The organism is Chloroflexota bacterium (genome assembly GCA_040902225.1).
GTDB lineage: Bacteria > Chloroflexota > Limnocylindria > QHBO01 > QHBO01 > CF-167.
On sequence record JBBDXT010000007.1, the window covers coordinates 215,712 to 240,761 of the forward strand.

A 25,050-nucleotide genomic window follows, 5' to 3' on the forward strand; every position below is an offset into this window, starting at 1 on the left:
CGCTTTAGGATCGCGGGGTGAACGACCGCATCCGTCAGGCCCTGCTGGCGGTCGCCGTCGCGTATCTCGCCTTCGCCGGCTACATTCTCGGCCGCTTCGCGAACTCTGCGTTTCCGACGTTTTACCTGCTTCGCCCGCTCCTGCTCGTCATCCCGCTGGCAATCCTGGTCGGCCTGCTCGTGGCCTGGCTGGCGCGGTCGCACGCTCCCCTCGCGGCGGGTGCGGCGGTCGGCCTCATCTGCTTCTGGGCGACCTTTGCACGGCACTGGTGGGAGGCCACGCTGCTCGGCGTGGCGTGGCTCGCACTTGTCCTGGTGGTGCGCCGCTTCGGCCGGCCCATGCCGTTCGTTCCGCGCGCAGCCTCGACGGCAACCACCGCCTTCGTGCTCGTTTTCTTCGTCACCGGAGTGGCTCGCGCCTTCATGAGCGCCGAGGGGCCGATCACTCCCGTCGCGGCAACCGAGGTCGCCGACGGGCCGAACATCTACCTCGTGCTGCTGGACGGGTACCCGCGGCGCGACACGCTGATGAACGACATGGGGATCGACAACGGGCCGTTCGAGGAGGCGCTGGCTGACCGGGGCTTCGATGTCTACGACGACGCCCATACCGATCGCCGCTATACCGACCTCACCCTCATGACGCTCCTGACCGGAAGCACCGAGGGTGTCCCCGACGACACCGCGCCCGCCAGCGAGGTGCAGTGGCTGGTGCGACGCGCGCTATCCGCCGCCGACCTGCCACGGCAGGCCCAGGCGGCGGGCTACGAGTGGGACGTCATCGACTCCCCGGCTGGGCATGTAACCTTCGCGGCCGGGGAGCACATCCAGCACGGCGGGGTCAATACCTTCGAGGACAACATGCTCGCCGAATCGATCTTCGCCCATCCGGTGAAGGCGACCCTGCCATACCTGCTCACCGACTCGCTGCGTGCCCACTTCGAGGGGAGCGTCGATAGCCTCATCTCGCTGGCAGACCCCGAGGCGCATCGGCTCGTGCTCGCGCACCTCTTCCAGCCGCACCTGCCCTTCCTGTGGGACGGCGACGGGCACCCGGTGCCGGTCCCAATCTTCTGGCCGAGGGAGAACATCTTCGCGGCGCAGATCGAGACGATGGGGATGACCCTCGCCGACTATTCAGCCGCCATGAAGGGTGACCTCGCCACGCTCAACCCGAAGCTGCTGGACATGGTCGACGCGATCGTGGCTCGCGACCCGGGGGCGGTGGTCGTGCTCTTCAGCGACCATGGCGCGCGCTACAGCCTGGACCTCAGGACGACTGAGTGGTACCACTCCTTCCTGGCGGCCCGCACCCCGGATCATCCTGAGCTGTTTGCCTCGGAGCCCGTCCCGACCGCGATCCTGCGCACGCTGCTCCCAACCTACTTGACGCCTAGAATCAGCCAATGACCACGCAGACAAGCGCCCAGCCGGCCGTCACCAACGTGAGGATGATCATCGGCGGCGAGCAGGTCGACGCCGCGGACGGGCAGACCTTCGACGTCATGAACCCCGCCACCGGCGAGATCATCGCCCGAGCCCCGCTCGGCGGCGCCGAGGACGTCGATCGCGCGGTCAAGGCCGCGCAGTCCGCCTTCGAGGGTCCGTGGTCGACCTGGTCAGCCTCCAAGCGGGGACGGACGCTGCAGAAGTACTCGAACCTCGTGAAGCAGAACATGGAGGAGTTGGCCCAGCTCGAGAGCAGGAACGTCGGCAAGCCGATCAGCAGCGCTCGGGGCGAGGCATTTGCGGTCAGCCTCGTGTTCGAGTACTACGCCGGCGCTGCCAACAAGCTCTTCGGCGAGACGATCCCGGTCAGCACCCCGGGGCTCGACTTCACTCTTCGCGAGCCGATCGGGGTCGTCGGCCTGATCGTCCCCTGGAACTTCCCGATGAACATGGCCAGCTGGAAGCTCGGCCCCGCGCTGGCGGCCGGCAACACCACCATCCTCAAGCCGGCCAGCTACACGCCGCTGACGGCGATTCGCTTGGGCGAGCTGGCGCTGGAGGCGGGCTTCCCGCCCGGCGTCGTCAACGTCGTCACGGGGCCTGGCGGCTCGGCCGGCGCGGCCCTGGCCGGTCACTCGGGGGTCGGCAAGATCGCCTTCACCGGCGAGACGACGACGGGGCAGGAGATCATGCGGCTGGGCGCCGGCAACGTGAAGAAGATCTCGCTGGAGCTCGGTGGCAAGAGCCCGAACATCGTCTTTGCCGATGCGGACCTCGAGCGCTTCGCCACGGAGTCGCCGCTGGCGGTCTTCGACAACGCGGGGCAGGACTGCACAGCCCGCAGCCGGATCTTCGTGGAGGCCTCGGTCCACGATCGGGTGGTCGAGCTCTTCACCGATGCGACCCGCAAGCTGGTCGTCGGCGATCCATCGCAGGAGGCCACCCAGATGGGCAGCCTCGTCAGCGAGCGGCAGCGGGAGCGCGTGAGCGACTACATCGCCATCGGTCGTGACGAGGGAGCGGAGCTGGTCTACGGTGGCGAGGCGCCCAGCGGCGAGGTGTTCGACATCGGCGCCTACCTGATGCCGACCATCTTCGACGGCGCCAGCACCGACATGCGCATCGTGCGGGAGGAGATCTTCGGCCCGGTGGTGGCCATCATCCCGTTCAGCGACGAGGCGGATGCGATCCGCCTGGCGAACGACACGCCGTACGGGCTGTCCGGCTCGATCTGGAGTCGCGACATCGGCAGGGCGCTGCGCGTCGCCAAGGCGATCAAGGCCGGGGTGCTATCGGTCAACAGCAACAGCAGCGTGCACACCGAGGCGCCGTTCGGCGGCTACAAGATGAGCGGCACGGGGCGCGAGCTGGGGATGCATGCGCTGGAGTTGTATACCGAGGTCAAGAACGTCTTCGTCGACCTGACGTAGCCCGCGCGGCGTCGACGAAGGCGCACCACAGGCGGTCGAACTCGGGGCCGATGAACTCCGGCCGCTCCGGGTGGAACTGGACGCCGATCAGCCAGTCTTGCGGGTCGTCTGCCTCCAGCGCCTCGACCAGCTCGCCGTCCTCGTGTGGCGCCATCGCGGACGCGACCAGCCCAGGGGCGAGGTCGGCGGGTCGAATCGCCTGGTGGTGGTACGAGTTCACCTCGGTGCGGCGCAGTGCCTCGTCCTCACCGAGGATCCCCGCCAGGCGCGACGCCGGATCCAGGTACAGCTCATGCGCCTGCGGAGCGCTGGTCGGGCTGTCGTGCCCCTCGAGGTGCTGCACCAGTCCTCCACCTGAGAAGACGTTGATCGCCTGGAAGCCGCGACATACGCCGAGGATCGGCACGCCACGCTCGCGTGCGGCCGTCCACGCAGCCAGTTCCAGATCGTCGCGAGCTCCCTCCACCGCCACCGCGGGATGCGGCACCTCCCCATACAGAGCCGGGTCGAGATCCGCGCCGCCCGGCAGGAGCAGCCCGTCCATCGCGGCCAGGGCCTCCGCGCGCTCTGCATCACGCGACGTCGGGTCGAGCGCGACCGGGTCACCGCCGGCGCGGCGCACCGCGTCGAGGTAGTTATCGAACGAGGCCCAGGTCGGTTCCTCGAGCGCTGCCTGCTCCGGACCATGCAGGGTCACGACGATCCGGGGTCCATCGCTCATGGACCGATGATACGGTCGCGCCTCCTACAATCGGCCGCGTGACCGAGAACAAGACACGCAGCGAGGGCTGGCCCGCGCACCGTGTGACGGGCGTTGACGTGTGGCCGTATCGCGAGTTCGAGGGCACGGCCGAGTTCCTGCTGCTGCATCGGTCCGGGCGTGACGGCGCTCCGTTCTGGCAGGGAGTCTCCGGCTGGATCGAATCCGGCGAGGCCCCGCACCTTGCCGCCCTGCGCGAGCTGCGCGAGGAGACCGGGCTCGAGGCCGCGGAGCTGTATTCGGTGGACGCCGTATTCGACCTGTACGCGTGGCGGCGGGGAACGGTCGAGGCGATCGTCCCGTTTGCCGCGCTGGTCGCTGCCGAGGCGGAGCCGCAGCTGTCCGCGGAGCACGACGAGTGGCGCTGGGAACCGTTCGCGGAGGCCGTCCAGCTGGTCCCTTATGAGCCGCAACGGGCAACCCTGCGACGGATCTCGGCTGACCTCCTCGAGCGTCCGGACCTCGCGCACCTGTACCGCATCGGGCCGCCATTCGAGGGGCGCGAAAAAGGTCGTTGACTCCGCCATCTGGGCGCTCCTACGCTGCCGCCCAGCCCGGCCGATCGGTCGCCTGCGCGGAGCTGTCGCGGGCTACTCCTCGGCGTCCGCCGCCTTCCGGTGCTTGGCGCCCACCCGAACCTCGTGGGGGAATGCGCGCATCAGGCGCCGCAGCAGGGCGTGCAGGCGTTCCTTCTCAGTTTCGGTCAGGGCCGATGCGATCAATGCTTCCTTGCCGGCCTGCGTATCGGTGGCGCGGTCCCAGGCCGCGTGCCCGGCCTCCGTGGGCTCGACCAGCACCCCGCGCCGATCCTCAGGATCCGGCAGGCGCCGAACGAGGCCGGCAGATTCCAGGCGATCGAGCCGGTTGGTCATGGCACCGCTCGAGAGGCCCATCCCCTCGGCGAGCTGTCCAGCGGAGAGGCGATAGGGCAGCCCCTGGTAGCGGAGCCTGGCGAGCACCCGATGCGTGCGTCGGTCGAGCCCGAATTCGGCCAGCGTAGTCTCCATCGACTGGTCGAAGTATCGGGAGAGGATGTCGATCCGCTCGACGATCCCCTCGGTCAGACGATCGAGGCTCGGGATCTCGCGGACCCAGACCCCTAGCATCCTGTCGACGTAGTCGGCCCGTTTCTCGACAGTCCGCTCCTTTTTCGAGGCCATGGCGTAAGTGTGCGCTTGACGGACTCTTAATGTCAAGTCTCTTGACATCGAACGAATGAGACTCTACACTGACGCAACAGTCTTCAGATAAAGAGTCTTGGACCGGAACGACAAGGGCAGCGGGCCGCCACCTGGAGGACCAACCAATGAATACGTACATCATCCAGCAGGCGCTCTCGGTTGGCGTGCAGGGACGCGACGAGCCTGCCGCCAAGACCATGCGCGATCCGCGCCACACCAGCGGCGCGCGCCAGGCACTCGGGGCGTCCCTGGTTTCGATTGGTCAGCGGATAGCAGGCGAGATGCCGGTCGCGCGGACTGCGCGACCGGACGCAGACTGCGTCTAGCAGGCGTTAGTCGCCGGTGCGAACCTCTTCGGCGTAGTACCGGCGCTCGCCCGTGGCGGGATCGAGGTAGACCCGCAGTCGTTGCCCGCTGGTCGGGTCCACGAACAGCTGCGTGTTCACCAACACGATTGGGCGCCACCTGGACGCTTCGACGGTGACGCATCAGTTCCAGGCGCTGCTGGCCGAGGCCGGGCTGCCCCGCATCCGGTTCCACGACCTACGGCACAGCTGCGCCACGCTGCTGCTGAATGACGGGGTGCCGCTTCACACCGTGTCGCGGCTGCTCGGCCACTCGCAGATCGCCATCACCGCCGACACCTACGGGCACCTCGTGCCCGACGCGGCCCGACAGGATGGGCGTACTTGCTGGCCGGTGCGGCGGTCGGCTGAACTAATGGGCCTACAGATGGGCCTACACGCGGGGCCGCAAGGCCGCGTGGCGCCGATTCGTGCGTGAATGATGGAGCCGAAGGTGGGACTCGAACCCACGACCGACGGTTTACGAAACCGTTGCTCTACCACTGAGCTACTTCGGCCCGATGCAGGCGGGGCCGAAGTCTAGCAGTCCCCCGAATGGTCGGCCGCGCGAGGGAAGAGGGAGCCGCCCCCGCGCAGCCGATGGAGTCAGACGGGTGAGCGACCGGGGAGGGCGCGCACGAGGAAGATCAGGATCACCGCGCCGACGAAGGCCACCACGATGCTGCCCCAGAAGCCGGCAGTCCCGCCACCGGTGATCAGGGTGAAGACGAGTCCACCGACGAAGGCGCCGATGAGCCCGACCACGATGTTTCCGATGATCCCGTAGCTGCCCTTCATGACCATGCCGGCCAGCCAGCCAGCGATCAGTCCGACGACGAGCCATGCAATGATGCCGCCTGGATCGAGGTCCATCTTCACTCTCCCAACTTCCAGCTTGAGGTCTCGGTCGCAGCAGGGCGTTCGAGACGGTGCTGGCCGAATTGAAGCGGATCCCCCGTTTCAGTCGCGTAACAGACTTGGCCACGGCCATGCCAACAGCCAAGGGCCGCTGGCCTACGGAACCGTCAACGACGCTCGGGGGGCGCCCAACCGTGGATCAGCTCGTGGTGGTACCGAGGCGCGCCACCGTCCGCCGGCGAGCCGCGCGGGACCGGCGCCATGGGAGCCTTTCCCCGACGCGCGAGGGCGAAATACGGGCAGACGTCCGTCAGCGGGCAGAGGCCGCAGATCGGTCGCGGGGCCCGGCAGGTATCGCGCCCATGCCGAATCATCTCGACGTGGAACGGGTACATCTCGTCAGGCCGGAGTGCCGCCTCGAGCAGCAGGTGCGCGCGTTCGACATCGGTCCGGAGCGGGATCAGCCCCAGGCGCAGCGCGACCCGATGCACGTGGGTGTCGACCGGCAACGCGGGCCGGCCAAAGCCGAATAGGAGCACGATCGCCGCCGTTTTGCGTCCGATCCCCGGCAGCACCATCAGCCACGCCCGCGCCTCCTCCAGCGGCCACTCGCCGAGGAAGGAGAGGTCCCAGCTGCCGTGGGTGGTGCGTTCGACCTCCGCCAGGACGGCCTGGATGCGCCGCGACTTGGTGGGAGCCAGGCCACCGGGGCGAAGCACCTCCTCCAGCTCGTCGGTGGGAGCGGCCAGGACTTCGGGCCAGCTGGCGTACCGTGCCCGCAAGGCGGTGAAGGCCCTGAACGAGTTTGTGTCGGCCGTGTTCTGGGACAGGATGGTGAGGACCAGCTCGCTGACCGGGTCCACGCGCGGTCCCGCCCAGGTCGGGCGGTGATAGCGGTCGCCCAGCCGCTCGAGGACGAGGTCGACGAGGCGCCTGCGCGCGCGACGGTCGGCGGCGAGTTTCTGTGGGGAAGGCTTGCGGCGCGGAGGCATCGCGGATCAGGGCCTCGCCAGTGCCAGCCCGATCCCGACGCTGCGCGCCAGCCGCTCAGCGGCGTTCGTCAGCAGGCGATCGGTGTCGGCCATCGCCTCCTCGAGGGTCATCGGCCGGTCCCCAACCGGCTGGATCAGCCCGAACAGGCCGGACCCCTCGAGCGCCTCGGAGCCCGGCCCAAGCGTCCCGCACAGGAGGGCGACCGGGATGCCCTGCTTCCCCGCCAGGAGGGCGACTCCCATCGCCGCCTTCCCCGCCAGGGTCTGCTCGTCGGCGCGACCCTCGCCGGTGATCACCAGGTCGGCGTCCTCCAGGGCCGCAGCCAGGCGGACCATCTCGGCCACCACCTCGACACCCGGCCGCAGCGTGGCATTCGTGAAGCCGAGCAGCGCCGCGCCGGTTCCGCCTGCGGCGCCCGCCCCGGGCTGGTCCGCCACTGCCCGCCCGGTCACCGTCTCGATGGCCGCGCCGTAGATGCCGAGCGCCGCATCGAGGTCCGCCACAGCGTCCGCGTCGGCTCCCTTTTGTGGCCCGTACGTCGCGGCCGCTCCCGCCGGACCGGTCAGCGGGTTGGTGACGTCGGAGGCGACCACCACCTCGACCCGAGCCAGGCGCGGATCGAGTCCCGATGGGTCGATCACGATCAGCTCGGCCAGCGCCGCGCCGCCGGGCTTGAGGTCCGCTCCGCCCATGTCCAGGAACCGTGCGCCCACCGCGGCCAGCATTCCGCTCCCCCCGTCGGTGGTGGCAGACCCGCCGAGCCCCAGGATCACCTGCTTCACCCCGGCGTCGAGCGCGCTGCGCAGCAGCTCCCCGGTGCCACGGGTGCTCGCCATGCGGGCCGAGGCCGGCGTCCGCTCCTCCGTCGTCAGCTGCGCGAGGCCGGATGCGGCCGCCATCTCGACGAATGCGACGCGGCCGTCGTCGAGGAGGAGATAGTCGGCAGAGATCGGGCGGCCCAGCGCGTCGTGAGCGGCGACTGAGTTGCGGACCGCCCGCTCGCCGAGCGCCATCGCGACCGCCGCCAACGTCCCCTCGCCACCATCGGCCATCGGCGCCTGGACCACCTCGTCGACCGGTCGCGCCCGCAGCCAGCCGGCGGTGATTGCGCGGGCCACCGCGACCGAGTCGAGGGCACCACCGAAGGAGTCGGGAGCCACCAGGATGCGCAGCGGCGCGCCCATCAGCGCTTCAGCGAGCGACGCCGCTCCTGGTAGGCGGCCACGCTGCGCATCGGTGGACGAACCGCGTCGGCGACCTCGCGGACCTCGAGGTTGAATCGGTCCTTCTCCTGCCCGATCACCTTCATGCCGCGACCGACCTCGGTCAGCAGCTCGATCCGATGCCGCTCCTCGAGCTTGCTGATGGCGGCCTGCAGGATGGTGAAGCTCATCTGCGACAGGTTGGCGAGCGGCTGGTTGCGATGGATCCGTCGCTCGAGGTCGACCTGCCCGATGGAGGACAGCCCGGCCGTCTCGGCGATGTCGATCAGGAGGCCGATCTCGACTCCATAGCCGGTGAAGAACGGTACCGACTCGAGGATGGCGCGACGACCCGCGTATTCCCCCGAGAGCGGCTGGATGAATCCCGACAGCTCCGGAAAGAAGAGGTTGATCAGCGGCCGTGCCATCAGCTCGGTCACCCGTCCGCCACCCTCGGCGAAGAGGGTCAGGCCCTGGCGGATCGGGCGCCGGTAGAAGCCCTTCACGTACTGGATCCGCGGCTCGCGCAGCAGCGGACCGAGCAGCCCGTGCACGAAGCGCGGCTGGATATTGCGGATGTCGGTGTCGATCCAGGCCACGATGTCCCCGTCGAGCACGTGGAGGCTCTTCCACAGCGCCTCGCCCTTCCCGACGTAGGTGCCCATCTCCGGCAGGATCCGCGAGTGCCGCACCACCGGGACCCCGAGGTCCGCCGCGATCTCGCGGGTCCGGTCGCTGCTGTCGCTGTCGATCAGGACCAGCTGATCGAGAAGCGGGACGCGATCCATCAGCGCTGCCTTGATGCGCTTGATGACGAGCCCGATCGTCTTCTCCTCGTTGAGGGCCGGGAGCCCGAGGCTGATGGTGACGCCCTGCTTCTCCTTGAGCTCAACCAGCTTCGCCACGTCGCGGAACTCGGAGGCATGAAAGGTGTTCTCCGCGAACCAGCGGTCCACAACGGTGGGCAGTGCCCGACCGTCCTCGACGAACGCGTCGGCCGCCGCCAGCGTCCCCTCGGCGGCACGCAGCTCGTCGAAGAGCGAGACCGCCAGCTCCTGCTTGGTCTTGACCACCATCACGGTCGGCTTGGCGCGGGAGGCGACCGCCTCGGCGACTACTCCGAACAGGAAGCGACCATCGGGGGTCATGGTCGAGGGATTGGCCGATGCGCCCATCACCACCAGCTGGTGGTTGCTCGACTCGCGAAGGATGGCGGCACGCACCGACGCCGCCTCCCGGAGGATGCCGATTACCTTGCGTCCGCCGCGGTGCTCCGCCACGAAGCGGTCGAGCGCCACCTGCTCTCGGGCCAGCGCTCGCTCCCCGATCCCCTTGGGGACCACGTGCATGACCACCACCTGCGCCCCGAAGCGCTTGCCCAGGTCGCGGGCCAGTCGCATCGCCAGCTCGGCGTGGGGACCGCCGCGCACGGGCACCAGGATCGAGCTGACGTTGTCGAGGCCGCGCTGCTTCACCACGGCGATGTCCGACGGGGATTCCCGCACCACTGCGTCGATGGTTGGTGAGAAGACGGCCGACTCGGCCGGCCTGCCTCGAGTCGCGGTCGATCGCCTGGCGGCCGCTGGTGACGGGGGTCCGCCCCAGCCGAAGATCACGAGGTCCGCGCTCTCCTCGCCGACCGCCTCGATCACCCCGTCGGCGGCCCGGCGGCCGATGCGAACCATGGTCCGGAGCTCGACCTCCTCCTCGTCACCGAAGTCGAGGACGCGCTGCAGGAGGCGTCGCGCGGTGCGCGCGTGCGTCGCTCCCTCGGAGAGCGAGACGCCCTCCGGCACCTCGACGATTCCGAGCGCGGTGATCTCGGTTCGGCGTCCCTGACCAACCCCGGCACCGATGCGCACCAGGTCGCGCGCGGTGCGCGGATTGGCGAGGGGCAGCAGGATCCGGTACGGCTGGCGCCGGCGGGACGCCATCAGCCGGCCGCCTGGGCGCGCATCTCGCGCCAGCGCGTGACGAGGTACGGCTTGAGCTCCTCGAACTCGCGCGCCACCGCCTCGATCACACGTTCCGCCTGGTCGGTCGTCATCTCGATCGTCTCGGCGATGAAGCCTGCGGTCCGCCCGAAATAGAGCGGGGTCAGCGCCGCGAGGAGGCGCTCCCGGTCAGTGCCGGGCCGGTTGTAGGCCACGAGGGCGTCGTACAGGCACCGGATCCAGAGGTCGGCGGGGAAGTGGAAGGCGCCGGGCTCGCTCGGGATCTCGACCGACATGACGCGATCCAGCTGCTCGGACGAGAGGATCTGGGCCCAGGCATCCGCCTGTGACAGGCGCGCCGTCTCGAAGGTGTCGACCAGCTTGGCGTGGTTGACCTCCACCAGCTCCGGGGCGATCACCCGCTCGAATCCGTACTCGGGAATCGAATGCGAGCCGCGGACCTTGAGCCATCGGTCCTGGTAGCGGCCGGCGAGCCCGAAGAGGGTGCCGACCACCTGCCGGAACATCGGCCCCAGGTCGGAGGCGGGGTCCTTGGCGTCATGGATCTTGGCGCCCAGCCGCGTCTGGCAGACGGCGAACCCCTCGTTGATGGCCGAGTGCGTCATCCACACGTCGATCCCGAAGCGCGCGGTCAGCTCGTCGAAACTGTCGAGCTCCAGGTAGCGCTGCACCAGGTCGCCGCTGATCGCGAACTCGCCGCCGATCGGCTGGCGGATGCGCGCCCCGTAGAGCGCGCGGGTGAGCGGGTAGGCGATCGCGTTGGTGATCGTGCCGTCGTACTTGTAGCGCGCGTAGAGCGGCGCCACGAAGTCATAGCCGCCCTTGAGGATCGGTCCGGCCAGCAGCTCGATCCATTCGGGGGCGATGCTGCGCAGGTCGGAGTCGACCATCACCATCGCCTTCACCCCCAGCTCGCGCGCGACCTCGAACAGGGCTCGCACCGCGGTTCCCTTGCCGCTCAACCCGTGGTAGGTGAAGGTGATCCGCTGCAGCTTGTGGCGCGGGCTGACCAGGATGATCTTCTCGATGTACTCCGGACTCTCCGCGGTGATCGCCACGCGCGGCGTGTGGTCGGGAGAGCCGCCGTCGGAGTTGACCAGGATCGGCTTCAGGTCGGGGAAGTACTGCACCATCCCGGCCGTGGCGGCGCGCACCACGAAGCCGATCGTCTCGGCGTTGCCGAAGCTGGGGATGCCGACCATCAGGTCCGCCTGCCCCACGCGGCGGACCTCGGCGAGCCCGCTCGCGTCGAGCGCTGAGGGGATCGGCGTGGATCGAGTGGTCTTCAGCGGTGAGACCTCGTCATGCGCGGCAAGGGTAGCGCGCCGCGCGAGGCGGGTCAGGTCAGGATCGGCGATCAGGTCAGGATCGGTTGTAGAGCTTCAGCTCACCCTCTTCGACCTCGACCCCGACCTCCTTGCGGATCTGCTCCCAGGCGTCGAGGTCCCACTCGCCGACGAGGGTGATGGCCGTCCCCTCGCGACCGGCCCGCGCGGTGCGGCCGACGCGATGCACGTAGGTGTCGGCGTCCTCGGGGATGTCGTAGTTCAGGACGAACGGCAGGTCGGTGATGTCGAGCCCGCGCGAGGCGACGTTGGTCGCGATCAGGAACTGGATCTTGCCGGATCGGAAGTCGGCAAGCGTCCGGTCACGCTCACGCTGCGACAGGCCGCCGTGCAGCGCGGCCACGTTGCGCCCCTTGCGGGCAAGGGTGGCAGTCAGCCGGTCCACGCCGATCTGCGTGTGGCGGAAGACCAGGAGCCGATCGAACCCGAACTGATCGGTCAGTTCGGTGAGCGCGGCGACCTTGTCCTGCTCGGCCACGAAATAGACCAGCTGGCGCACCGTCTCGACGGTCCGCATCTCCGGCCGCACGATGATGTGCTCGGCCTGCTTGTCCATGAACCGATCGCAGATGCGCAGGACGGCGTACGGCATGGTGGCGGAGAAGAGCGCCGTCTGGCGATTGCGCGGGCAGCGCGACAGGATCGTCTCGACGTCGACGATGAAGCCCATGTCGAGCATGCGGTCGGCCTCGTCGAGGATGACGGTGTGCACCCGGTCCAGGCGCAGCTCGCCGCGGCGAATCAGGTCCAGCACGCGCCCCGGCGTCCCGACCACGACCGGCACGCCGCGCTTCAGGGCGGTCACCTGGCGGTCCATGCTCGAGCCGCCGTAGATGGCAACCGCGGCGACGTTGCGGAAGACGCCGATGCGGCGAATCTCTTCCGTCACCTGCACGCACAGCTCGCGGGTCGGCGTCAGCACCAGGGCCTGCACGAACCGGCCGGCGGGATCGACCTTCTCGACGATCGGGATCCCGAAAGCGGCGGTCTTGCCGGTGCCCGTCTGCGCCTGGCCGATCAGGTCCTTGCCGGCGCGCAGCGGGCCGATGGCGCGGGCCTGGACCTCGGTCGGGGCGGTGAAGCCCATCTTCTCGATGGCGCGGGCGATGGTGACCGGCAGCTCCATCTCCCCGAAGCGATGGGAACGCTGCGCCGCCAGGACGGCGGCCAGCAGGGGAGAGGATCCGGGATCGTCAGTCGAGGGATTGGCGTTGGGTGCTGGCGAGGGAGGCGGTGCCGCTCGGCGAGGCGCACGTGCGCGTCGGGGAGGGGCGGGCGAAGTGGTTTCAGGCAAACGGGGGCTCCGAGGGAGGGTGACTTGGCCTCGATCGTACCACGCAACAGGAGCCTAGGCCGAAGCCGGAGCCCCCGGTCGGGAGGCCTGCCGGTCCGCGCGGCCATCGGATTGCTGGCGATCGAGGGCTGCGCCGTCGGTCCGTGGACCCCTGGCGTAGCCGTTCGGGTGCGTCAGCTTCCATGCCCATGCATCGGCCAGCATCTGCTCGAGCTTGGAATGCTCCGGGTGCCAACCCAGGGCAAGCCGCGCCCGACGCGACGAGGCGACGAGCACAGGCGGGTCGCCGGTGCGGCGTTTCACGACGCGGGCAGGGATGGCGCGACCGGTCACCTTGCGGGCGGCCTCGACCACCTCGCGCACGCTGAAGCCCGCCGCCGAGCCCAGGTTGTACACCTCGAACGAGGGATCACCCTCACCGGTCACCTCGAGAGCGCGGAGGTGCGCGGCAGCCAGGTCGCGGACGTGGATGAAGTCGCGGATGCAGGTCCCATCAGGGGTCGGGTAGTCCTGGCCGAAGATCTGGACGTGCGTCGCTTCCCCGGCAGCCACCTTCAGCATCAGCGGCATGAGGTGCGTCTCGGGCTCGTGGTCCTCGCCGTTGCGCTCCGTCGCGCCGGCAACGTTGAAGTAGCGCAGGCTGATCGCCTGGAAGTCGTGGCTGGCCGCGAACCAGCGCATGGCGCCCTCGAAGGCGAGCTTCGAGGCCCCGTACGGGTTGATCGGCTCCGTTCGGTCCGATTCGGCGATCGGAACCCGGCGCGGCTCTCCGTAGACCGCGGCCGTGGAGGAGAAGACCAGCCGATTGACGCCGACGACGCGCATCGCCTCGAGCAGGGCAACCCCGCCGCCCACGTTCTTGCGGTAGTAGAGACCGGGGTCGGCCATGCTCTCGCCGACGAGCGACTTGGCGGCGCAGTGGAGGACCGCGTCGATGTGCTCCTGGCGCAGGATGTGCTCCAGGTGCCCCTGGTCCTCGATCTGTCCCCGTACCAGGCGGGCAGGGCGCACCACCGCCGAGGCGTGCCCGCTCGACAGGTCGTCGTAGACCACGACGTCGTGCCCCGCGTCGACGAACCTCTCGACGCTCGTCGAGCCCACGAACCCGGCCCCGCCGACGACCAGGATGCGCAACTTGAACCCTCCTCGCCGATCCGGGTCAGCGGGCCGCCGCGCCGACGTCGGCGGGCGATCCTGCGGTCTTGGGCGCCGGCTGCCGCTGCCAGGCCAGGAACTCGGCGGCCAGCTCGGGGCTGAATGTGGTCGAGATGCGGTCTGCTCCGGCCGACACCACCTCGATGAGCTGCGAGAGCTCGGTGAACTCGCCGGCGGCCTTCACCTGGAGATGGCCTCCCACCACCTCGTGCAGCAGGCGAGCCTGTTCGATGGTCGCGGCGGCCGGCTGCTCCCCATCCGAGGTGACCACGTACGCGGCCGCAGAGCGAGCCGCCAGCCGGCACGCACGCCGCACCAGCTCATCGCTGAGGGGGCCGGCGCGCACGATCACGCCGCAGGTGGCCACGGCCGAGTTGGCCATCTCGACCACGGCCAGCATGTCGTGCAGGACCACATCGTCATTCCCAGAGACGAGAGCCCCCGCGTTGAGCATGACGTCGATCTGGGTGGCGCCGTGCTCGAGCGCGGTGGAGGCCTCGAAGGCCTTGACGGCGGCAACCTGGCCGCCGTGGGGAAAGCCGATCACGGTTGCCACGCTGACCGGGCTCCGCGACAGGAGCCGCGCAGCCGGTTTCACCAGCCAGGGACTGACGAGGAGCGTCGCCATCTCGTGCTCAAGGGCGAGCCCGGCAGCGGCATGAAGGTCCGCCAATGATGCCGTCGGCTGGGTCAACCGATGCTCGAGCCGCGCTGTGCGCGCCAAGGCGGTCATCGCGGGGATGGGAACCTCCGCTCCACGTCATCGGCGCGTGGCACGCGCTCCGGATCGCCGATTGTAGCAGCGCCCTATCCGCTCGCCATGGCGCGGGCAAGTGTCAGCAGCTGTTCCCGCGAGTTGAGGGTCGGGTCCTCTACGACCGCTTCCAGCAGCGCCGCCAGCAATCGCCCGATGGCTGGGCCAGGCGGAATCCCCAGCTTGGTCACGAGGTCGTCGCCGGTGATCGCCAGCTGTTGCGCCTCCAGCGGATCGTCGGCAACGGCCGCCACTCGCTCACGGAGCTCCTTCCAGCCGCCCCGCGTCTCGTCGACGCCGGAGGCCACGTCGTCGGCCGCGCGCAGGGCGAAGAGGTCGGGCATGAGGTCCAGGCCGACGCGGCGCACGAAGCGCCGCACGGCCGCATCGGTCCAGTCGGGGGTGTAGGCGAACATGTGGTGGCGCACGAGGCGCCCGACGCGGGTGATCTCGGCCCGAGGTGCCCGCAGCCGCAGCAGGACCTGCTCGGCGAGGAGCGCGCCATCGCGGTCGTGGTGCAGGAAATGCCCGTCAGCCAGGCTCGTCGCCTTGCCCACGTCATGCAGCAGGCCCGCAAGGCGCAGCACGGGATCGCCCGACGGCAGCGCATCGGCCGTGCGCAGCGAGTGGTCGAGTGCATCCCCCGCCAGCCGCTTCGCCTGCGGAACGCCGCGAAGGGCCGCCAGCTCGGGAAACAGCACGCCGAGCAGCCCCAGGCGCTCCATCAGCTCGAAGGCGCGGGACGGCGGTGCGGCGTCAGACAGGATGCGCATCAGCTCGTCACGGATCCGCTCCCCGGAGAGGCCGGCCGCGTCCGGCGCGTGGGCGAGGATCGCGGCCTCGGTCGGCGGATCGAGCCTGAGATCCAAGCGCGTGGCCAGACGCACGGCGCGCAGGAGGCGGAGGGCGTCCTCACTGAAGCGCTCACCCGTGTCTCCGACGGCGCGCAGCAGGCCCGCCTCCAGGTCTGCCGCTCCGCCGTACGGGTCAACCAGCCGGCCGCTGCCTTCGGCGGTGGCTTCCGGGACCCAGGCCATGGCGTTGATGGTGAAGTCGCGCCGAGCCAGGTCGTCGGCCAGCGAGCGGCCCCAGCGCAACTCGTCGGGCCGCCGCCGGTCCCGATACCCCGCCTCGACCCGGTAGGTCGTGACCTCGATCCCCGGCCCGCCCTCCGGATCGCGCACCGTCACCGTGCCGAACGGGTTCTCCCAGGTGGCACCGGGAAACCGGCCCGCCACCGTCTCCGGCGGGGCAGAGGTCGCCACGTCCCAGTCGGCCGGCTCGTCGCCCCGCACCAGGTCGCGGACGCAGCCACCGACGAGCACCGCTTCGTCGCCTCCGTCACGGAGGGTGGTGAGCACCGCGGCCACGGCTGGTGGCAGGTCGATCCGAAGGGGATCGCCATCGCGCATCGGTTCCTCCCGGCCAGATGGCCTAGGCGCGCGAACCCGGGGCGTCGCTCAGGAAGAGGTAGCTTCGCCAGGCGTCGTTCTGCTCGTCGGCGAGGTAGGTGCCATACAGGTAGCGCACGTCCGCGCGCGGCGCGCGGGGCTCGCGGCGCAGCAGCATGCGCGCCTCGGCCAGCGTCTTGCTCCCCTTGCGGTGGTTGCAGGCGCGGCAGGCGGTGACCAGGTTCTCCCATTCGTGCCGGCCGCCGCGGTGCTTGGGGACGACGTGGTCGATGGTGAGATCGCGCGTCCCGGCGCCGCAGTACTGGCAGGTATGCGCGTCGCGCGCGAACACCTCGCGCCGGCTCAGCTTGACCCGCGGACGGGGGCGACGGACGAGGTAGACCAGCCGGATCACCGATGGGGCGGGGATCGCCAGCGTCGGCGTGTGGATGACCTGGTGGTTGCGCTCCAGCAGCTCGGCCTTCTCGGAGCCGAGCAGGTTGAAGGCACGCCTGATGTCGCAGACGTTGAGTGGCTCGTAATTCTGGTTCAGGACCAATACCGGTGCGTTGAGCAATCCGTGCCTCCGTGGCGCGGATGATAGCAACCACGCGCCGATCGGCTTTCGAGCGGTCCCGGCCGGGTGCGCAGGTGGGAGCTGAGCACGCTCCCGAGTACAATGCATGGCCGAGCGCGGCGCGGCGGCGCCGCCATCGGTCTCAAGCACGAAGTCGACACGAAGAGGCTGCATGGCCGGTATCGAAACCAGCACCTGGACGACCAAGGTCGGGCTCGCCCGAATGCTCTCCGGCGGGGTGATCATGGACGTCGTCACGGCCGATCACGCCCGGATCGCGCAGGAGGCGGGAGCGGTTGCCGTCATGGCGCTCGAGCGCGTTCCGTCGGACATCCGCAAGTTCGGCGGCGTGGCCCGCATGTCCGACCCGAAGCTGATCGAGGAGATCAAGGCCGCGGTCAGCATCCCGGTCATGGCCAAGTGCCGGATCGGGCACGTCGCTGAGGCGCAGATCCTCCAGCAGCTGGAGGTCGACTTCATCGACGAGTCCGAGGTGCTGACCCCGGCCGACGAGGAGCATCACATCGACAAGCACGAGTTCCGGGTCCCGTTCGTGTGCGGCTGCCGCGACCTGGGCGAGGCGCTGCGGCGCATCGGCGAGGGAGCGGCCATGATCCGGACCAAGGGCGAGGCCGGGACCGGCAACATCGTCGAGGCGGTGCGCCACATGCGCGCCGTGATGAAGGGGATTCGCGAGCTGGCCGGCATGCGCGAGGACGAGCTGTACGCGGCGGCCAAGGAGCTGCGTGCGCCGCTCGACGTGGTGCGCCAGACCGCGACGCTGGGCGAGCTGCCCGTCCCGAACTTCTCCGCGGGTGGCGTGGCCACGCCTGCCGACGCCAGCCTGATGCGCCAGCTCGGCGCGCAGGCCGTCTTCGTCGGGAGCGGCATCTTCAAGAGCGAGAACCCTGACCGCGTGGCGCGGGCGATCGTGATGGCGACGACCCACTGGGACAACGCCGAGATCCTGGCCGAGGTGAGCACTGGCCTGGGCGAGCCGATGCACGGGCTGGAGCTCTCCGAGATTCCGGCGGAGGAACGCCTGGCCGTCCGCGGCTGGTAGGGAGGCCGAGCACCGATGGCGCAGACCGTCCCTGCTCCCATACCCTTCGGCACGGCTGAGGCGCGCCGGCCGCGGATCGGCATCCTGGCCCTGCAGGGCGACGTTCGGGAGCACGCCAACGCGCTCCGCGACGTGGGCGCGGAGCCGATCGAGGTTCGCCTGCCCCGCGACCTGGTAGGGCTCGATGGGCTCATCCTTCCGGGCGGCGAGTCCACGACCATGCGCAAGCTGATCGACCTCTACGGGCTGCGCGAGCCGATCGTGGCTCTGGCACGCGGCGGCGCATCGCTATATGGCACCTGCGCCGGCATGATCCTGCTCGCCGAGCGCATCGCCGACGGCGACGAGCCGGTCCTGCGGCTGCTCGATATCACCGTCGAGCGCAACGCGTACGGACGACAGCTCGACTCCTTCGAGGCCGATCTGGAGATCCCCTCCCTCGGCGACGAACCGCTGCACGGCGTCTTCATCCGCGCTCCGGTGGTCAGCGAGGTGGGCCCGGACGTCGAGGTGCTGGCCCGCGACCAGGATGGCCGGCCGATCGCCGTCCGCCAGGGGCGAGTGATGGCGACCGCCTTCCACCCCGAGCTGACCGGGGATCGGCGGCTGCATCGGCTCATGCTGGAGCTCATCGCGCGGTGAAGGACGCAGCCGGCTCGATCAGGCCAGCGCGGCTCACCGACCGCCCGGCGCTCGTCGCCCTGTCGCGCCAGGTGCATGAGGGAAGCGAAGGTTTTCGCCGTTCGCTGGGCGTCCCCGCCCATTCCTCGGCGCCGCCACAGATCAGCCTGGCGGCGCTGATGCCGGCATGGGTGCCCCTCCGGTCGCCATCGGTGCACATGGTCGCCGAATGGGATGGCCAGCTGGTCGGCAGCTGCCGCGCCGTCGAGGAGCCGCACCGGGACGACTGGGTCATCACCGAGCTCGATGCCGCCGACTCGCCAATGGCGAGCGAGGTGCGCTTCGCGCTGCTGCAGGCGGTAATCGAGGAGGGGGGCAAGCGTGACGTGGCCCGCTACCACGCAGCCTGCGCCGATGTCCCGGAGAACATGGAGCTCTTCGGGCAGCTGAACTTCATGGCCTATGCCCACGAGGAGATCTGGTACCGGCCGCCGGGCCGGCTCGAGAGCGGACGCGCAGAAGACCTGCAGCCCGCCACGCCGCCCGATGCATGGCACCTGTTCGACCTGTGGACGCACACCACGCCGCCCGCGATCGCGCGGATCGAGGGATATGGCGCACAGGATTGGGAGCCGGTCGGGCACGAGGGGGTCGTGCCGCGCAGCAGCCTGAATCCGATCCTGCACTTCAGCGCCGTCAATGCCTGGCTCCTCCCCGAGGGCCAGCGCGTCGCCGGCTTCGCGCAGCACGGCGCGTGCAGGTCCGGGCCGCACTACCTGCGCTTCCTGGTGCGCGACGGTGCCGACGGCGCCGCCTTCCTGGGCGCCGCGTTGAGGGCGGCCGGCGACGAGGCCCTCTCTGCAGGGATCCTGGCTCCGGTGCGAACATATGAGGCAACGGGGAGGCAGGCCGCCAAAGCGGCCGGATTCGAAGCGGTGGGCCAGGTCAGCATGCTGGTGCGCGAAGTCCTGGCCAGCGCCCGCCAGCCCGCGATGGTCCCGGCAGTTTAGTCAGCGCGAGGAAGATAGCGACAAGGTGACCAAGCAAGAGACGACCGACGACCTGGACGCGCTGCTCGAGGCGCTCCCGCCCGAGATCGTGGCCCGCCTGCGCGGCTTCGCCAACCGTGCGGACCTGCTCGAGGTGGTGCTCGACCTTGGACGGCGTCCCGAGGCGCGCTTCACGCACGGCGAGGAAGTGCTCCTCGATCGAGAGATCGTCGAGGCCGATCTCGCCCAGGTCATCGACCACATCGGCGCCTTCGGGGGCGACAACCGGGCGGGCATCGAGCGCACCCTGCACCGCATCAGCGCCATCCGGAACCGGGCAGGCAAGGTGGTCGGGCTGACCTGCCGCATCGGGCGCGCCGTGTTCGGCACGATCGACATCATTCGCGACATCGTCGAGGGCGGGCAGAGCGTGGTGCTGCTGGGCCGGCCCGGCATCGGCAAGACGACGATGCTGCGGGAGGTGGCCCGCGTCCTGGCCGATGACCTCGGCAAGCGCGTGATCGTGGTCGACACCAGCAACGAGATCGCGGGCGACGGTGACATCCCGCACCCCGGCATCGGCGACGCGCGGCGGATGCAGGTGCGCATCCCGGCCGAGCAGCACGCCGTCATGATCGAGGCGGTCGAGAACCACATGCCCGAGGTGATCATCATCGACGAGATCGGGACGGAGCTGGAGGCGGCCGCGGCCCGCACCATCGCGGAGCGGGGCGTCCAGCTGGTCGGCACCGCGCATGGCAACACGCTCGACAACCTGATGCTGAACCCGACCCTGTCGGACCTGGTCGGCGGGATCCAGACCGTCACCCTGGGCGACGAGGAGGCCCGACGGCGCGGCACGCAGAAGACGGTGCTGGAACGCAAGGCTCCACCGACCTTCGACGTGGTGGTCGAGATCGTCGAGCGTGACAGCGTGATCGTGCACCGTAACGTGTCGGAGACGGTGGATGCCATCCTGCGCGGCCACATGGTCCCCCCCGAGTCGCGCTGGAGGGAGGGGGGCGAGCTGCGTGCCGCCACCAAGTACGACTACCACATCGCCGAATCCCCGACCGGCATCCCGGCCTTCGCTGCCCTCGAGCCGACGGGCGGCTTTGGGGCATTTGGCCGCGGCCGCGGCAACGGTGGTGGCGGGCCGGGGCTTCGGCCCCTGCCCGGGCGGGGGAGCGGGGGACGCGACACGGGACGCGGCAGGGCCCTGGTCGGCGAACCGTCGGAATCGTCCGACCCACGTCGGCACCTGGAGGTGGCGATGCGCGAATCGGCGGCGCCGGAGACCAGTGGCGTGGGCACGACGCCGGTGCGCTCCCATCGGCCCCTGAGCCTGTTCGGCTTCGGAGTCAGCCGCAAGCACCTCGAGCAGGCGGTCCGCGAGCTGGGCGTGCCGGTCCACGTGGCACGTGACCTTGACGAGGCCGATGCCGTCGTCACCCTCCGCAACTACTACCGTCGCAAGCCATCGGCGCTGCGTGACGCAGAGTCGGGCGGGATCCCGATCTACGTCCTCAAGACCAACACCATCATCCAGATGGAGAACCTGCTGGCCAGCCTGTTCGACCTGGAGGCCGATCCCTCAGCGGCTGCTTTGCACGAGACGGCCGAGGCGATCGGCCTGGTGCAGTCGAGCGGCAACCCGATGGAGCTGGCGCCGCAGAACGCCTACGTGCGCCGCCTCCAGCACCAGATGGCCGAGCGCAACAACCTCATGAGCCGCTCACGGGGGACCGAGCCGAACCGCCGCGTGGAGCTCCTCCCCGACGAGGGGCGTGCGTGGCGGTGAGCCGGTGAGCGCGGCCCGTCGCGGCCGCTTCATCACCCTGGAGGGCCCCGACGGGAGCGGCAAGACGACCGCCGCCCGTCACCTGGCCGAGTGGCTCCGCTCGCGGGCCGAGCCGACCGTCCTGACCGGCGAGCCGGGCGGCACGCCGCTCGGCGAGGAGGTTCGTCGCCTGGTCCTCCATGAACGCGACGTCTCGGATGACCTCGACCCCCGGGCCGATGCCCTCCTCTTCGCGGCCGCCCGAGCCCAGCACACCGCACGCGTGATCGAGCCTGCGCTGAAGCGCGGCCACAACGTGGTATGCGCGCGCTACCTGGACTCGTCGCTGGCCTACCAGGGCGCCGCCTACGGAATCGACGCCGATGCGATCCGCCAGCTGCAGCGCTTCGCCACCTATGACACGGTGCCGGACATGACGATCCTGGTCGACGTGCCGGTCGAGGTCGGCCTCGCCCGCAAGCGGCGGGGACAGTGGAACCGCTTCGAGGATACGGAGGGCGAGCGCTTCTTCGAGTTGGTGCGGCAGGCCTACCTGGCCTTCGCCGCCGCCGAGCCGGAGCGCTATCGGGTGGTCGACGGCTCGGGCAGCGTCGAGGCCACCGACGCGGCCATCCGCGCGGCCGTGGAGCCACTCGTCTTCAATCGATCGCCCTCCACGTGAGCTCGCCTGGCGCGCTCCTGGTCCTGTTCGACGCCGATTGCGGCTTCTGCGCCCGTTGCGCGATGGTCCTCCAGCAGCTTGATCGCAGTCACCGTCTTGCGTTCCTGCCGCTGCAGGATGCGGCATCGGTGCTGACCGGAGCCCCCAGCCGGGAGGAGCTGGCGATGACGTTGCACGTCCGAGACCTTGACGGCCGTTGGGTGCGCGGCGGCGCCGCCTGCCTTCGGATCGCGGCGGCCCTTCCGGTCCTCATGCCGCTGGCTTTCGCTGGTCGCCTTCCGTTTGCCTCGGTCGTGGTCGAGGGCGCGTATCGGCTGGTCGCGCGCAACCGACACCGGCTGAGTCGCGTACTCGGCCGTCCGGCAAGGCGCGATAAGCGGCAGTTATGCTCGCGCACCGAAGGGCCGCCGCGGGCGCCTGGTGATAAGCCAGCGTTATCAGGCAGCACAGATCGGGCTGTCGCGGTGCACGAGCATAAGCCTGGGTAATCACGCCATTCACCGTCCCGGAGGGGTGGCCCCCGGGCGCTCCTCTGCGGCATAATCGGCTTGTGAAGCTCGTGACCGCCATCGTCCACAGCGAGGATGCGGGCAACCTGGTCGACGCCCTTCTCGAGAAGGAGTTCCGGGCCACCCGGCTCCAGTCCTCGGGCGGCTTCCTGAAACAGGGCAACGCGACCATCCTGGTGGGGGTCGAGGATGACCAGGTCGACGCGGTGCTCGAGCTCGTGAGCGCCAACTGCCACTCGCGCAAGCAGTTCGTGAACCCCATGCCGCCGATCATGGAGCCGGGCGAGTTCTACATGCCGTACCCGGTCGAGGTCGAGGTCGGCGGCGCGACGGTCTTCGTAGTCCCCGTCGAGCGCTTCGAGCGCCTCTAGGACCGATACCGATGGCGGCCCCGGCATGGCTGGCCGCCCTAGAGCCACGCGCCCCGGACGTGGTCGCCGTGTGGCGAACGATCGACGACGAGAAGCCGGTCATCCGCGGCATCGCCTTTCGGCGCGAGATCCGACGGCGGGCGGGTCCCGGTAGCGCGGCGCGGATCCTGTCGCAGCAGGACGCGATCGCCGACGCGCTCGGAGCCGTACTGGCGGAGATGCCCGAGGCGCTCCTGCGGGCGCCGGGCGGCGAGGGCGACTGGAACGTGGTGCAGGCCTTCGCCCACACGACCGGCTCGCGGCGCTGGCTGGCCCACGCGGCGGCCCTCGCGGCGCGCGGCGAATGGCCGGCGGACCCTCCGCGGGTCGTGCCGGGCGTGCCGGGCCCCGCCGATGCGGACGTCGCCACTCTCCTGACGTTGCTCGGCAAGAGCCGGCGCTCGCTGGCCACGTCGGCCGAGGCGATCGCCGGACACGAGTCCGATCCCTGCCCCCTCGACCATCCCCTGGTGGGGCGCCTGCGCTGCGGGGAGTGGCTCCTCTTCGCCGGGGTCCACGACCTGATGCACCTTCGCCAGCTCCATCGCCTCAGGGTTGCCGGGCCGGGGGGCCAGGATGCCTGAGCGACCGGCGCCCCTCGTCCTGGTGGTCGACCCCGGCACCATCCCCGACCCGGATCTGCCGTTCGGGTCCTATGCCGCGGTCTGCATGGCCGGGCGGAGGCGGCTGGCGATCGAGCTGTCGCGCCGTCTCATCGCGGCCGGGTCGGGCGTCGCAGCCCTGCACGCAGCCAAACCAGCCACCGGAGAGGCGTTCCACTGGGGACGCTGGTACGCGGCCGCCGCCCGCGCCATGCTGGTCCGGGTCCGCGCGGAGGGGCGACCCCTGGACGGGATCGGCTACGCCGGAGCCGGAGCCCTGGCTCTCGCCGACGACGCGCTGATCGAGGGGATCGTCTCGGCCATTCCCGGCGAGGCTGTCGCCAACAACCGCTACTCGACCGATGCCTTCCTGGTCGCCGGGCAGCCATCCGGCCGGCTCACGCTGGAGGCGGCGCTGGCTGCACTCGAGGAGTGCTCGACCGACAACGCGGCAATGCACTGCCTGGAGGCCGCCGGCTTCGCGATCCGGGACATGTCCTCGGCGAGCTGGGCGCGCTTCGACGTGGATACGCCGCTGGACCTCGCGCTGCTCCGGGCCGGGACCCGGCTGCCGACCACCCGTCGCCCCGACGGCGTGGTCGCGGCCTTCCTGGAGATGGCGATCCTGCCCGGCGGCCACTCCCTCGAGGTCCCGCACCTGGCCGAGGTTGGGGCCGTCCTCCGCGACCGCGAGTCGCAGATCGTCGTCGCCGGTCGCGTCCCGTCGACAGCCTGGGCCTACCTCGAGACGGAGAGTGCCTGCCGCGTGCGTTGCTTCATAGAGGAGCGCGGCATGCGCTCAGCGCGCGACGCCGTCCCCCACTCGCTCCTCGCCGACTGGATGGATCGGCTCGGTCCGGCGGAACTGGTGAAGGAGCTGTCGACACTCGGTGACGCGGTGATCCTGGACAGCCGGGTGCTGATGGCCAGCCGCGCCGGGTCGTCGGACGCGACCACCTGGCCGCCCGCCGAGGAGCGGTTCGCCTCCGACTTCCTGGACGCAACGCCCGTCAGCACGCCCTGGCTGGCCGAGCTGACCGAGGCCGCGGCGGGCTCATCGGTGCCGTTCCTGCTGGGCGGTCACGCCCTCGTCAGCGACGGGCTTCGCATCCTCGTCGACGCCGCCTGGCTGGGCCGATAGCCAACGCCAACAACCGCCGATCCGGCTGCTAGACTGTTCGTGAAGCTGCCCTCGCGATGAGCGTGAGCGGCCGACGAAACGAGCACCAACCGTGCGGGGCCCCCAGGTCCTGCGCCCGAGCAACCGCGGAGCTGGCATGGATCAGACCGGACTGCTCTACGTCATCGGCTTCGGAATCGCAGCGTCGATCTTCCTCTTCGGGACGATCCTCTTCTCGTGGCTGATCACGCACCGCCGCCGGACGCCCCAGAAAGGGCTCCCCTACGAGTGCGGGATCGACACCATCGGCGACACCTGGTCGCGCTTCGGGCTCGCCTTCTACCTGTACGCCCTGCTCTTCGTGGCCTTTGACGTGGAGATCGTCTTTGTCTACCTGTGGGCGGTCGTCGTGCGGGACCTCTCCGTGCAGGGGATCGTCCTGATCGGCGTCTTCCTGGGGATCCTGCTCTTCGGAGAGCTGTACGCCTGGCGAAAGGGTGACCTGAAATGGCGCTGAAGACTCCCCCACCTCCCACCGCCGCGGAAGCGGAAAAGGTTCTCACCGGTGGCACGCCCCCCATCGTCA

General features: G+C 70.0%; 26 protein-coding genes and 1 tRNA gene. 14 read left to right on the plus strand and 13 right to left on the minus strand.

The features are described from left to right. Positions 1-17 precede the first annotated feature (17 nt). Entirely contained in the window at positions 18-1,409 is a 1,392-nt protein-coding gene (locus tag WEB29_09740) for a hypothetical protein (GenBank protein MEX2137210.1), read from the plus strand. Next, positions 1,406-2,878: an aldehyde dehydrogenase family protein gene (locus WEB29_09745; GenBank protein ID MEX2137211.1), complete on the plus strand. Its 1,473-nt coding sequence runs from the start codon at positions 1,406-1,408 to the stop codon at positions 2,876-2,878. The genes WEB29_09740 and WEB29_09745 overlap by 4 nt, the downstream gene beginning before the upstream one ends. Here WEB29_09745 and WEB29_09750 read toward each other — a convergent pair. Next, positions 2,850-3,599, minus strand: a complete 750-nt coding sequence (locus WEB29_09750) for a gamma-glutamyl-gamma-aminobutyrate hydrolase family protein (protein ID MEX2137212.1) — start codon at positions 3,597-3,599, stop codon at positions 2,850-2,852. The two genes, WEB29_09745 and WEB29_09750, sit on opposite strands and share 29 nt — an antisense overlap. Before the next feature lie 38 nt (positions 3,600-3,637). Between WEB29_09750 and WEB29_09755 the strand changes: the two genes are divergently transcribed. Beyond that, positions 3,638-4,156, plus strand: a complete 519-nt coding sequence (locus WEB29_09755) for an NUDIX domain-containing protein (GenBank protein ID MEX2137213.1) — start codon at positions 3,638-3,640, stop codon at positions 4,154-4,156. Between the two features lie 72 nt (positions 4,157-4,228). Here the strand turns inward: WEB29_09755 and WEB29_09760 are convergent, their stop codons facing one another. After that, positions 4,229-4,798, minus strand: a complete 570-nt coding sequence (locus WEB29_09760; GenBank protein ID MEX2137214.1) for a MarR family transcriptional regulator — start codon at positions 4,796-4,798, stop codon at positions 4,229-4,231. A 146-nt stretch (positions 4,799-4,944) separates the two neighbouring features. Here WEB29_09760 and WEB29_09765 point away from each other — a divergent pair, with 146 nt between their 5' ends. Both WEB29_09765 and WEB29_09770 read left to right on the plus strand, forming a co-directional pair. Beyond that, the gene (locus WEB29_09765; GenBank protein MEX2137215.1) at positions 4,945-5,145 is read left to right on the plus strand and encodes a hypothetical protein; all 201 of its coding nucleotides are present in this window, start codon (positions 4,945-4,947) and stop codon (positions 5,143-5,145) included. 112 nt (positions 5,146-5,257) lie between these two features. After that, positions 5,258-5,602, plus strand: coding sequence for a site-specific integrase (locus WEB29_09770; protein ID MEX2137216.1), 345 nt, complete (start codon positions 5,258-5,260; stop codon positions 5,600-5,602). Positions 5,603-5,606: 4 nt separating this feature from the next. Here WEB29_09770 and WEB29_09775 read toward each other — a convergent pair. From WEB29_09775 to WEB29_09825, 11 genes are all read right to left on the minus strand, one after another. Beyond that, positions 5,607-5,681 (minus strand) — tRNA-Thr (locus tag WEB29_09775). Positions 5,682-5,769: 88 nt separating this feature from the next. Then, positions 5,770-6,036 carry a GlsB/YeaQ/YmgE family stress response membrane protein gene (locus WEB29_09780; protein MEX2137217.1) on the minus strand — a complete coding sequence of 89 codons (267 nt, stop codon included), beginning with the start codon at positions 6,034-6,036 and terminating at the stop codon, positions 5,770-5,772. Between the two features lie 152 nt (positions 6,037-6,188). Continuing rightward, the gene (gene nth, locus WEB29_09785) at positions 6,189-7,013 is read right to left on the minus strand and encodes an endonuclease III (GenBank protein MEX2137218.1); all 825 of its coding nucleotides are present in this window, start codon (positions 7,011-7,013) and stop codon (positions 6,189-6,191) included. Positions 7,014-7,019: 6 nt separating this feature from the next. Next, positions 7,020-8,198 (minus strand): glycerate kinase, encoded by a 1,179-nt coding sequence (locus WEB29_09790; GenBank protein MEX2137219.1) that lies wholly within the window; start codon positions 8,196-8,198, stop codon positions 7,020-7,022. Beyond that, entirely contained in the window at positions 8,198-10,150 is a 1,953-nt protein-coding gene (locus tag WEB29_09795) for a glucosyl-3-phosphoglycerate synthase (protein ID MEX2137220.1), read from the minus strand. The genes WEB29_09790 and WEB29_09795 overlap by 1 nt, the downstream gene beginning before the upstream one ends. After that, positions 10,150-11,391, minus strand: coding sequence for a glycosyl transferase family 2 (locus tag WEB29_09800; GenBank protein MEX2137221.1), 1,242 nt, complete (start codon positions 11,389-11,391; stop codon positions 10,150-10,152). Before WEB29_09800 ends, WEB29_09795 begins: the two co-directional genes overlap by 1 nt. A 142-nt stretch (positions 11,392-11,533) precedes the next feature. Next, on the minus strand, positions 11,534-12,643 hold the full coding sequence (locus WEB29_09805; protein ID MEX2137222.1) for a DEAD/DEAH box helicase: 1,110 nt from the start codon (positions 12,641-12,643) through the stop codon (positions 11,534-11,536). A 222-nt stretch (positions 12,644-12,865) separates the two neighbouring features. Further along, positions 12,866-13,945: a UDP-glucose 4-epimerase GalE gene (gene galE / locus WEB29_09810; protein ID MEX2137223.1), complete on the minus strand. Its 1,080-nt coding sequence runs from the start codon at positions 13,943-13,945 to the stop codon at positions 12,866-12,868. Positions 13,946-13,970: 25 nt separating this feature from the next. Continuing rightward, entirely contained in the window at positions 13,971-14,699 is a 729-nt protein-coding gene (gene deoC, locus WEB29_09815; protein ID MEX2137224.1) for a deoxyribose-phosphate aldolase, read from the minus strand. 74 nt (positions 14,700-14,773) lie between these two features. Continuing rightward, a complete protein-coding gene (locus tag WEB29_09820) occupies positions 14,774-16,132 on the minus strand; it encodes a CCA tRNA nucleotidyltransferase (GenBank protein ID MEX2137225.1) in 1,359 nt (452 codons plus the stop codon). A 22-nt stretch (positions 16,133-16,154) separates the two neighbouring features. Then, complete coding sequence (locus WEB29_09825; GenBank protein MEX2137226.1) at positions 16,155-16,688, minus strand: HNH endonuclease; 534 nt, start codon at positions 16,686-16,688, stop codon at positions 16,155-16,157. A gap of 181 nt (positions 16,689-16,869) precedes the next feature. Here WEB29_09825 and pdxS point away from each other — a divergent pair, with 181 nt between their 5' ends. The 9 genes from pdxS to WEB29_09870 all read left to right on the plus strand — a co-directional run bounded on the left by pdxS (position 16,870) and on the right by WEB29_09870 (position 24,981). Continuing rightward, on the plus strand, positions 16,870-17,751 hold the full coding sequence (pdxS, locus tag WEB29_09830; protein ID MEX2137227.1) for a pyridoxal 5'-phosphate synthase lyase subunit PdxS: 882 nt from the start codon (positions 16,870-16,872) through the stop codon (positions 17,749-17,751). A 15-nt stretch (positions 17,752-17,766) separates the two neighbouring features. Continuing rightward, on the plus strand, positions 17,767-18,393 hold the full coding sequence (gene pdxT, locus WEB29_09835) for a pyridoxal 5'-phosphate synthase glutaminase subunit PdxT (GenBank protein MEX2137228.1): 627 nt from the start codon (positions 17,767-17,769) through the stop codon (positions 18,391-18,393). Further along, positions 18,390-19,382, plus strand: a complete 993-nt coding sequence (locus tag WEB29_09840) for a hypothetical protein (protein MEX2137229.1) — start codon at positions 18,390-18,392, stop codon at positions 19,380-19,382. The genes pdxT and WEB29_09840 overlap by 4 nt, the downstream gene beginning before the upstream one ends. A 25-nt stretch (positions 19,383-19,407) precedes the next feature. Further along, a complete protein-coding gene (locus WEB29_09845) occupies positions 19,408-21,162 on the plus strand; it encodes a R3H domain-containing nucleic acid-binding protein (protein ID MEX2137230.1) in 1,755 nt (584 codons plus the stop codon). Between the two features lie 4 nt (positions 21,163-21,166). Continuing rightward, positions 21,167-21,823, plus strand: a complete 657-nt coding sequence (tmk, locus tag WEB29_09850; GenBank protein ID MEX2137231.1) for a dTMP kinase — start codon at positions 21,167-21,169, stop codon at positions 21,821-21,823. 550 nt (positions 21,824-22,373) lie between these two features. Beyond that, positions 22,374-22,703, plus strand: coding sequence for a cyclic-di-AMP receptor (locus tag WEB29_09855; protein ID MEX2137232.1), 330 nt, complete (start codon positions 22,374-22,376; stop codon positions 22,701-22,703). An 11-nt stretch (positions 22,704-22,714) separates the two neighbouring features. Next, positions 22,715-23,326, plus strand: a complete 612-nt coding sequence (locus WEB29_09860; GenBank protein ID MEX2137233.1) for a DinB family protein — start codon at positions 22,715-22,717, stop codon at positions 23,324-23,326. Further along, positions 23,319-24,485 carry a hypothetical protein gene (locus tag WEB29_09865; protein MEX2137234.1) on the plus strand — a complete coding sequence of 389 codons (1,167 nt, stop codon included), beginning with the start codon at positions 23,319-23,321 and terminating at the stop codon, positions 24,483-24,485. The genes WEB29_09860 and WEB29_09865 overlap by 8 nt, the downstream gene beginning before the upstream one ends. Before the next feature lie 136 nt (positions 24,486-24,621). Further along, positions 24,622-24,981 carry an NADH-quinone oxidoreductase subunit A gene (locus WEB29_09870; GenBank protein ID MEX2137235.1) on the plus strand — a complete coding sequence of 120 codons (360 nt, stop codon included), beginning with the start codon at positions 24,622-24,624 and terminating at the stop codon, positions 24,979-24,981. Positions 24,982-25,050 lie beyond the last annotated feature (69 nt).

Excerpts from the sequence above, each read along its gene's own strand:
- WEB29_09745 (MEX2137211.1), top strand. The coding sequence starts at position 1,406 with ATGACCACGCAGACAAGCGCCCAGCCGGCCGTCACCAACGTGAGGATG.
- WEB29_09750 (MEX2137212.1), bottom strand. The coding sequence starts at position 3,599 with ATGAGCGATGGACCCCGGATCGTCGTGACCCTGCATGGTCCGGAGCAG.
- WEB29_09760 (MEX2137214.1), bottom strand. The coding sequence starts at position 4,798 with ATGGCCTCGAAAAAGGAGCGGACTGTCGAGAAACGGGCCGACTACGTC.
- WEB29_09765 (MEX2137215.1), top strand. The coding sequence starts at position 4,945 with ATGAATACGTACATCATCCAGCAGGCGCTCTCGGTTGGCGTGCAGGGA.
- WEB29_09780 (MEX2137217.1), bottom strand. The coding sequence starts at position 6,036 with ATGGACCTCGATCCAGGCGGCATCATTGCATGGCTCGTCGTCGGACTG.
- nth (MEX2137218.1), bottom strand. The coding sequence starts at position 7,013 with ATGCCTCCGCGCCGCAAGCCTTCCCCACAGAAACTCGCCGCCGACCGT.
- WEB29_09790 (MEX2137219.1), bottom strand. The coding sequence starts at position 8,198 with ATGGGCGCGCCGCTGCGCATCCTGGTGGCTCCCGACTCCTTCGGTGGT.
- WEB29_09795 (MEX2137220.1), bottom strand. The coding sequence starts at position 10,150 with ATGGCGTCCCGCCGGCGCCAGCCGTACCGGATCCTGCTGCCCCTCGCC.
- WEB29_09805 (MEX2137222.1), bottom strand. The coding sequence starts at position 12,643 with ATGGAGCTGCCGGTCACCATCGCCCGCGCCATCGAGAAGATGGGCTTC.
- deoC (MEX2137224.1), bottom strand. The coding sequence starts at position 14,699 with ATGACCGCCTTGGCGCGCACAGCGCGGCTCGAGCATCGGTTGACCCAG.
- WEB29_09820 (MEX2137225.1), bottom strand. The coding sequence starts at position 16,132 with ATGCGCGATGGCGATCCCCTTCGGATCGACCTGCCACCAGCCGTGGCC.
- pdxT (MEX2137228.1), top strand. The coding sequence starts at position 17,767 with ATGGCGCAGACCGTCCCTGCTCCCATACCCTTCGGCACGGCTGAGGCG.
- WEB29_09860 (MEX2137233.1), top strand. The coding sequence starts at position 22,715 with ATGGCGGCCCCGGCATGGCTGGCCGCCCTAGAGCCACGCGCCCCGGAC.
- WEB29_09865 (MEX2137234.1), top strand. The coding sequence starts at position 23,319 with ATGCCTGAGCGACCGGCGCCCCTCGTCCTGGTGGTCGACCCCGGCACC.
- WEB29_09870 (MEX2137235.1), top strand. The coding sequence starts at position 24,622 with ATGGATCAGACCGGACTGCTCTACGTCATCGGCTTCGGAATCGCAGCG.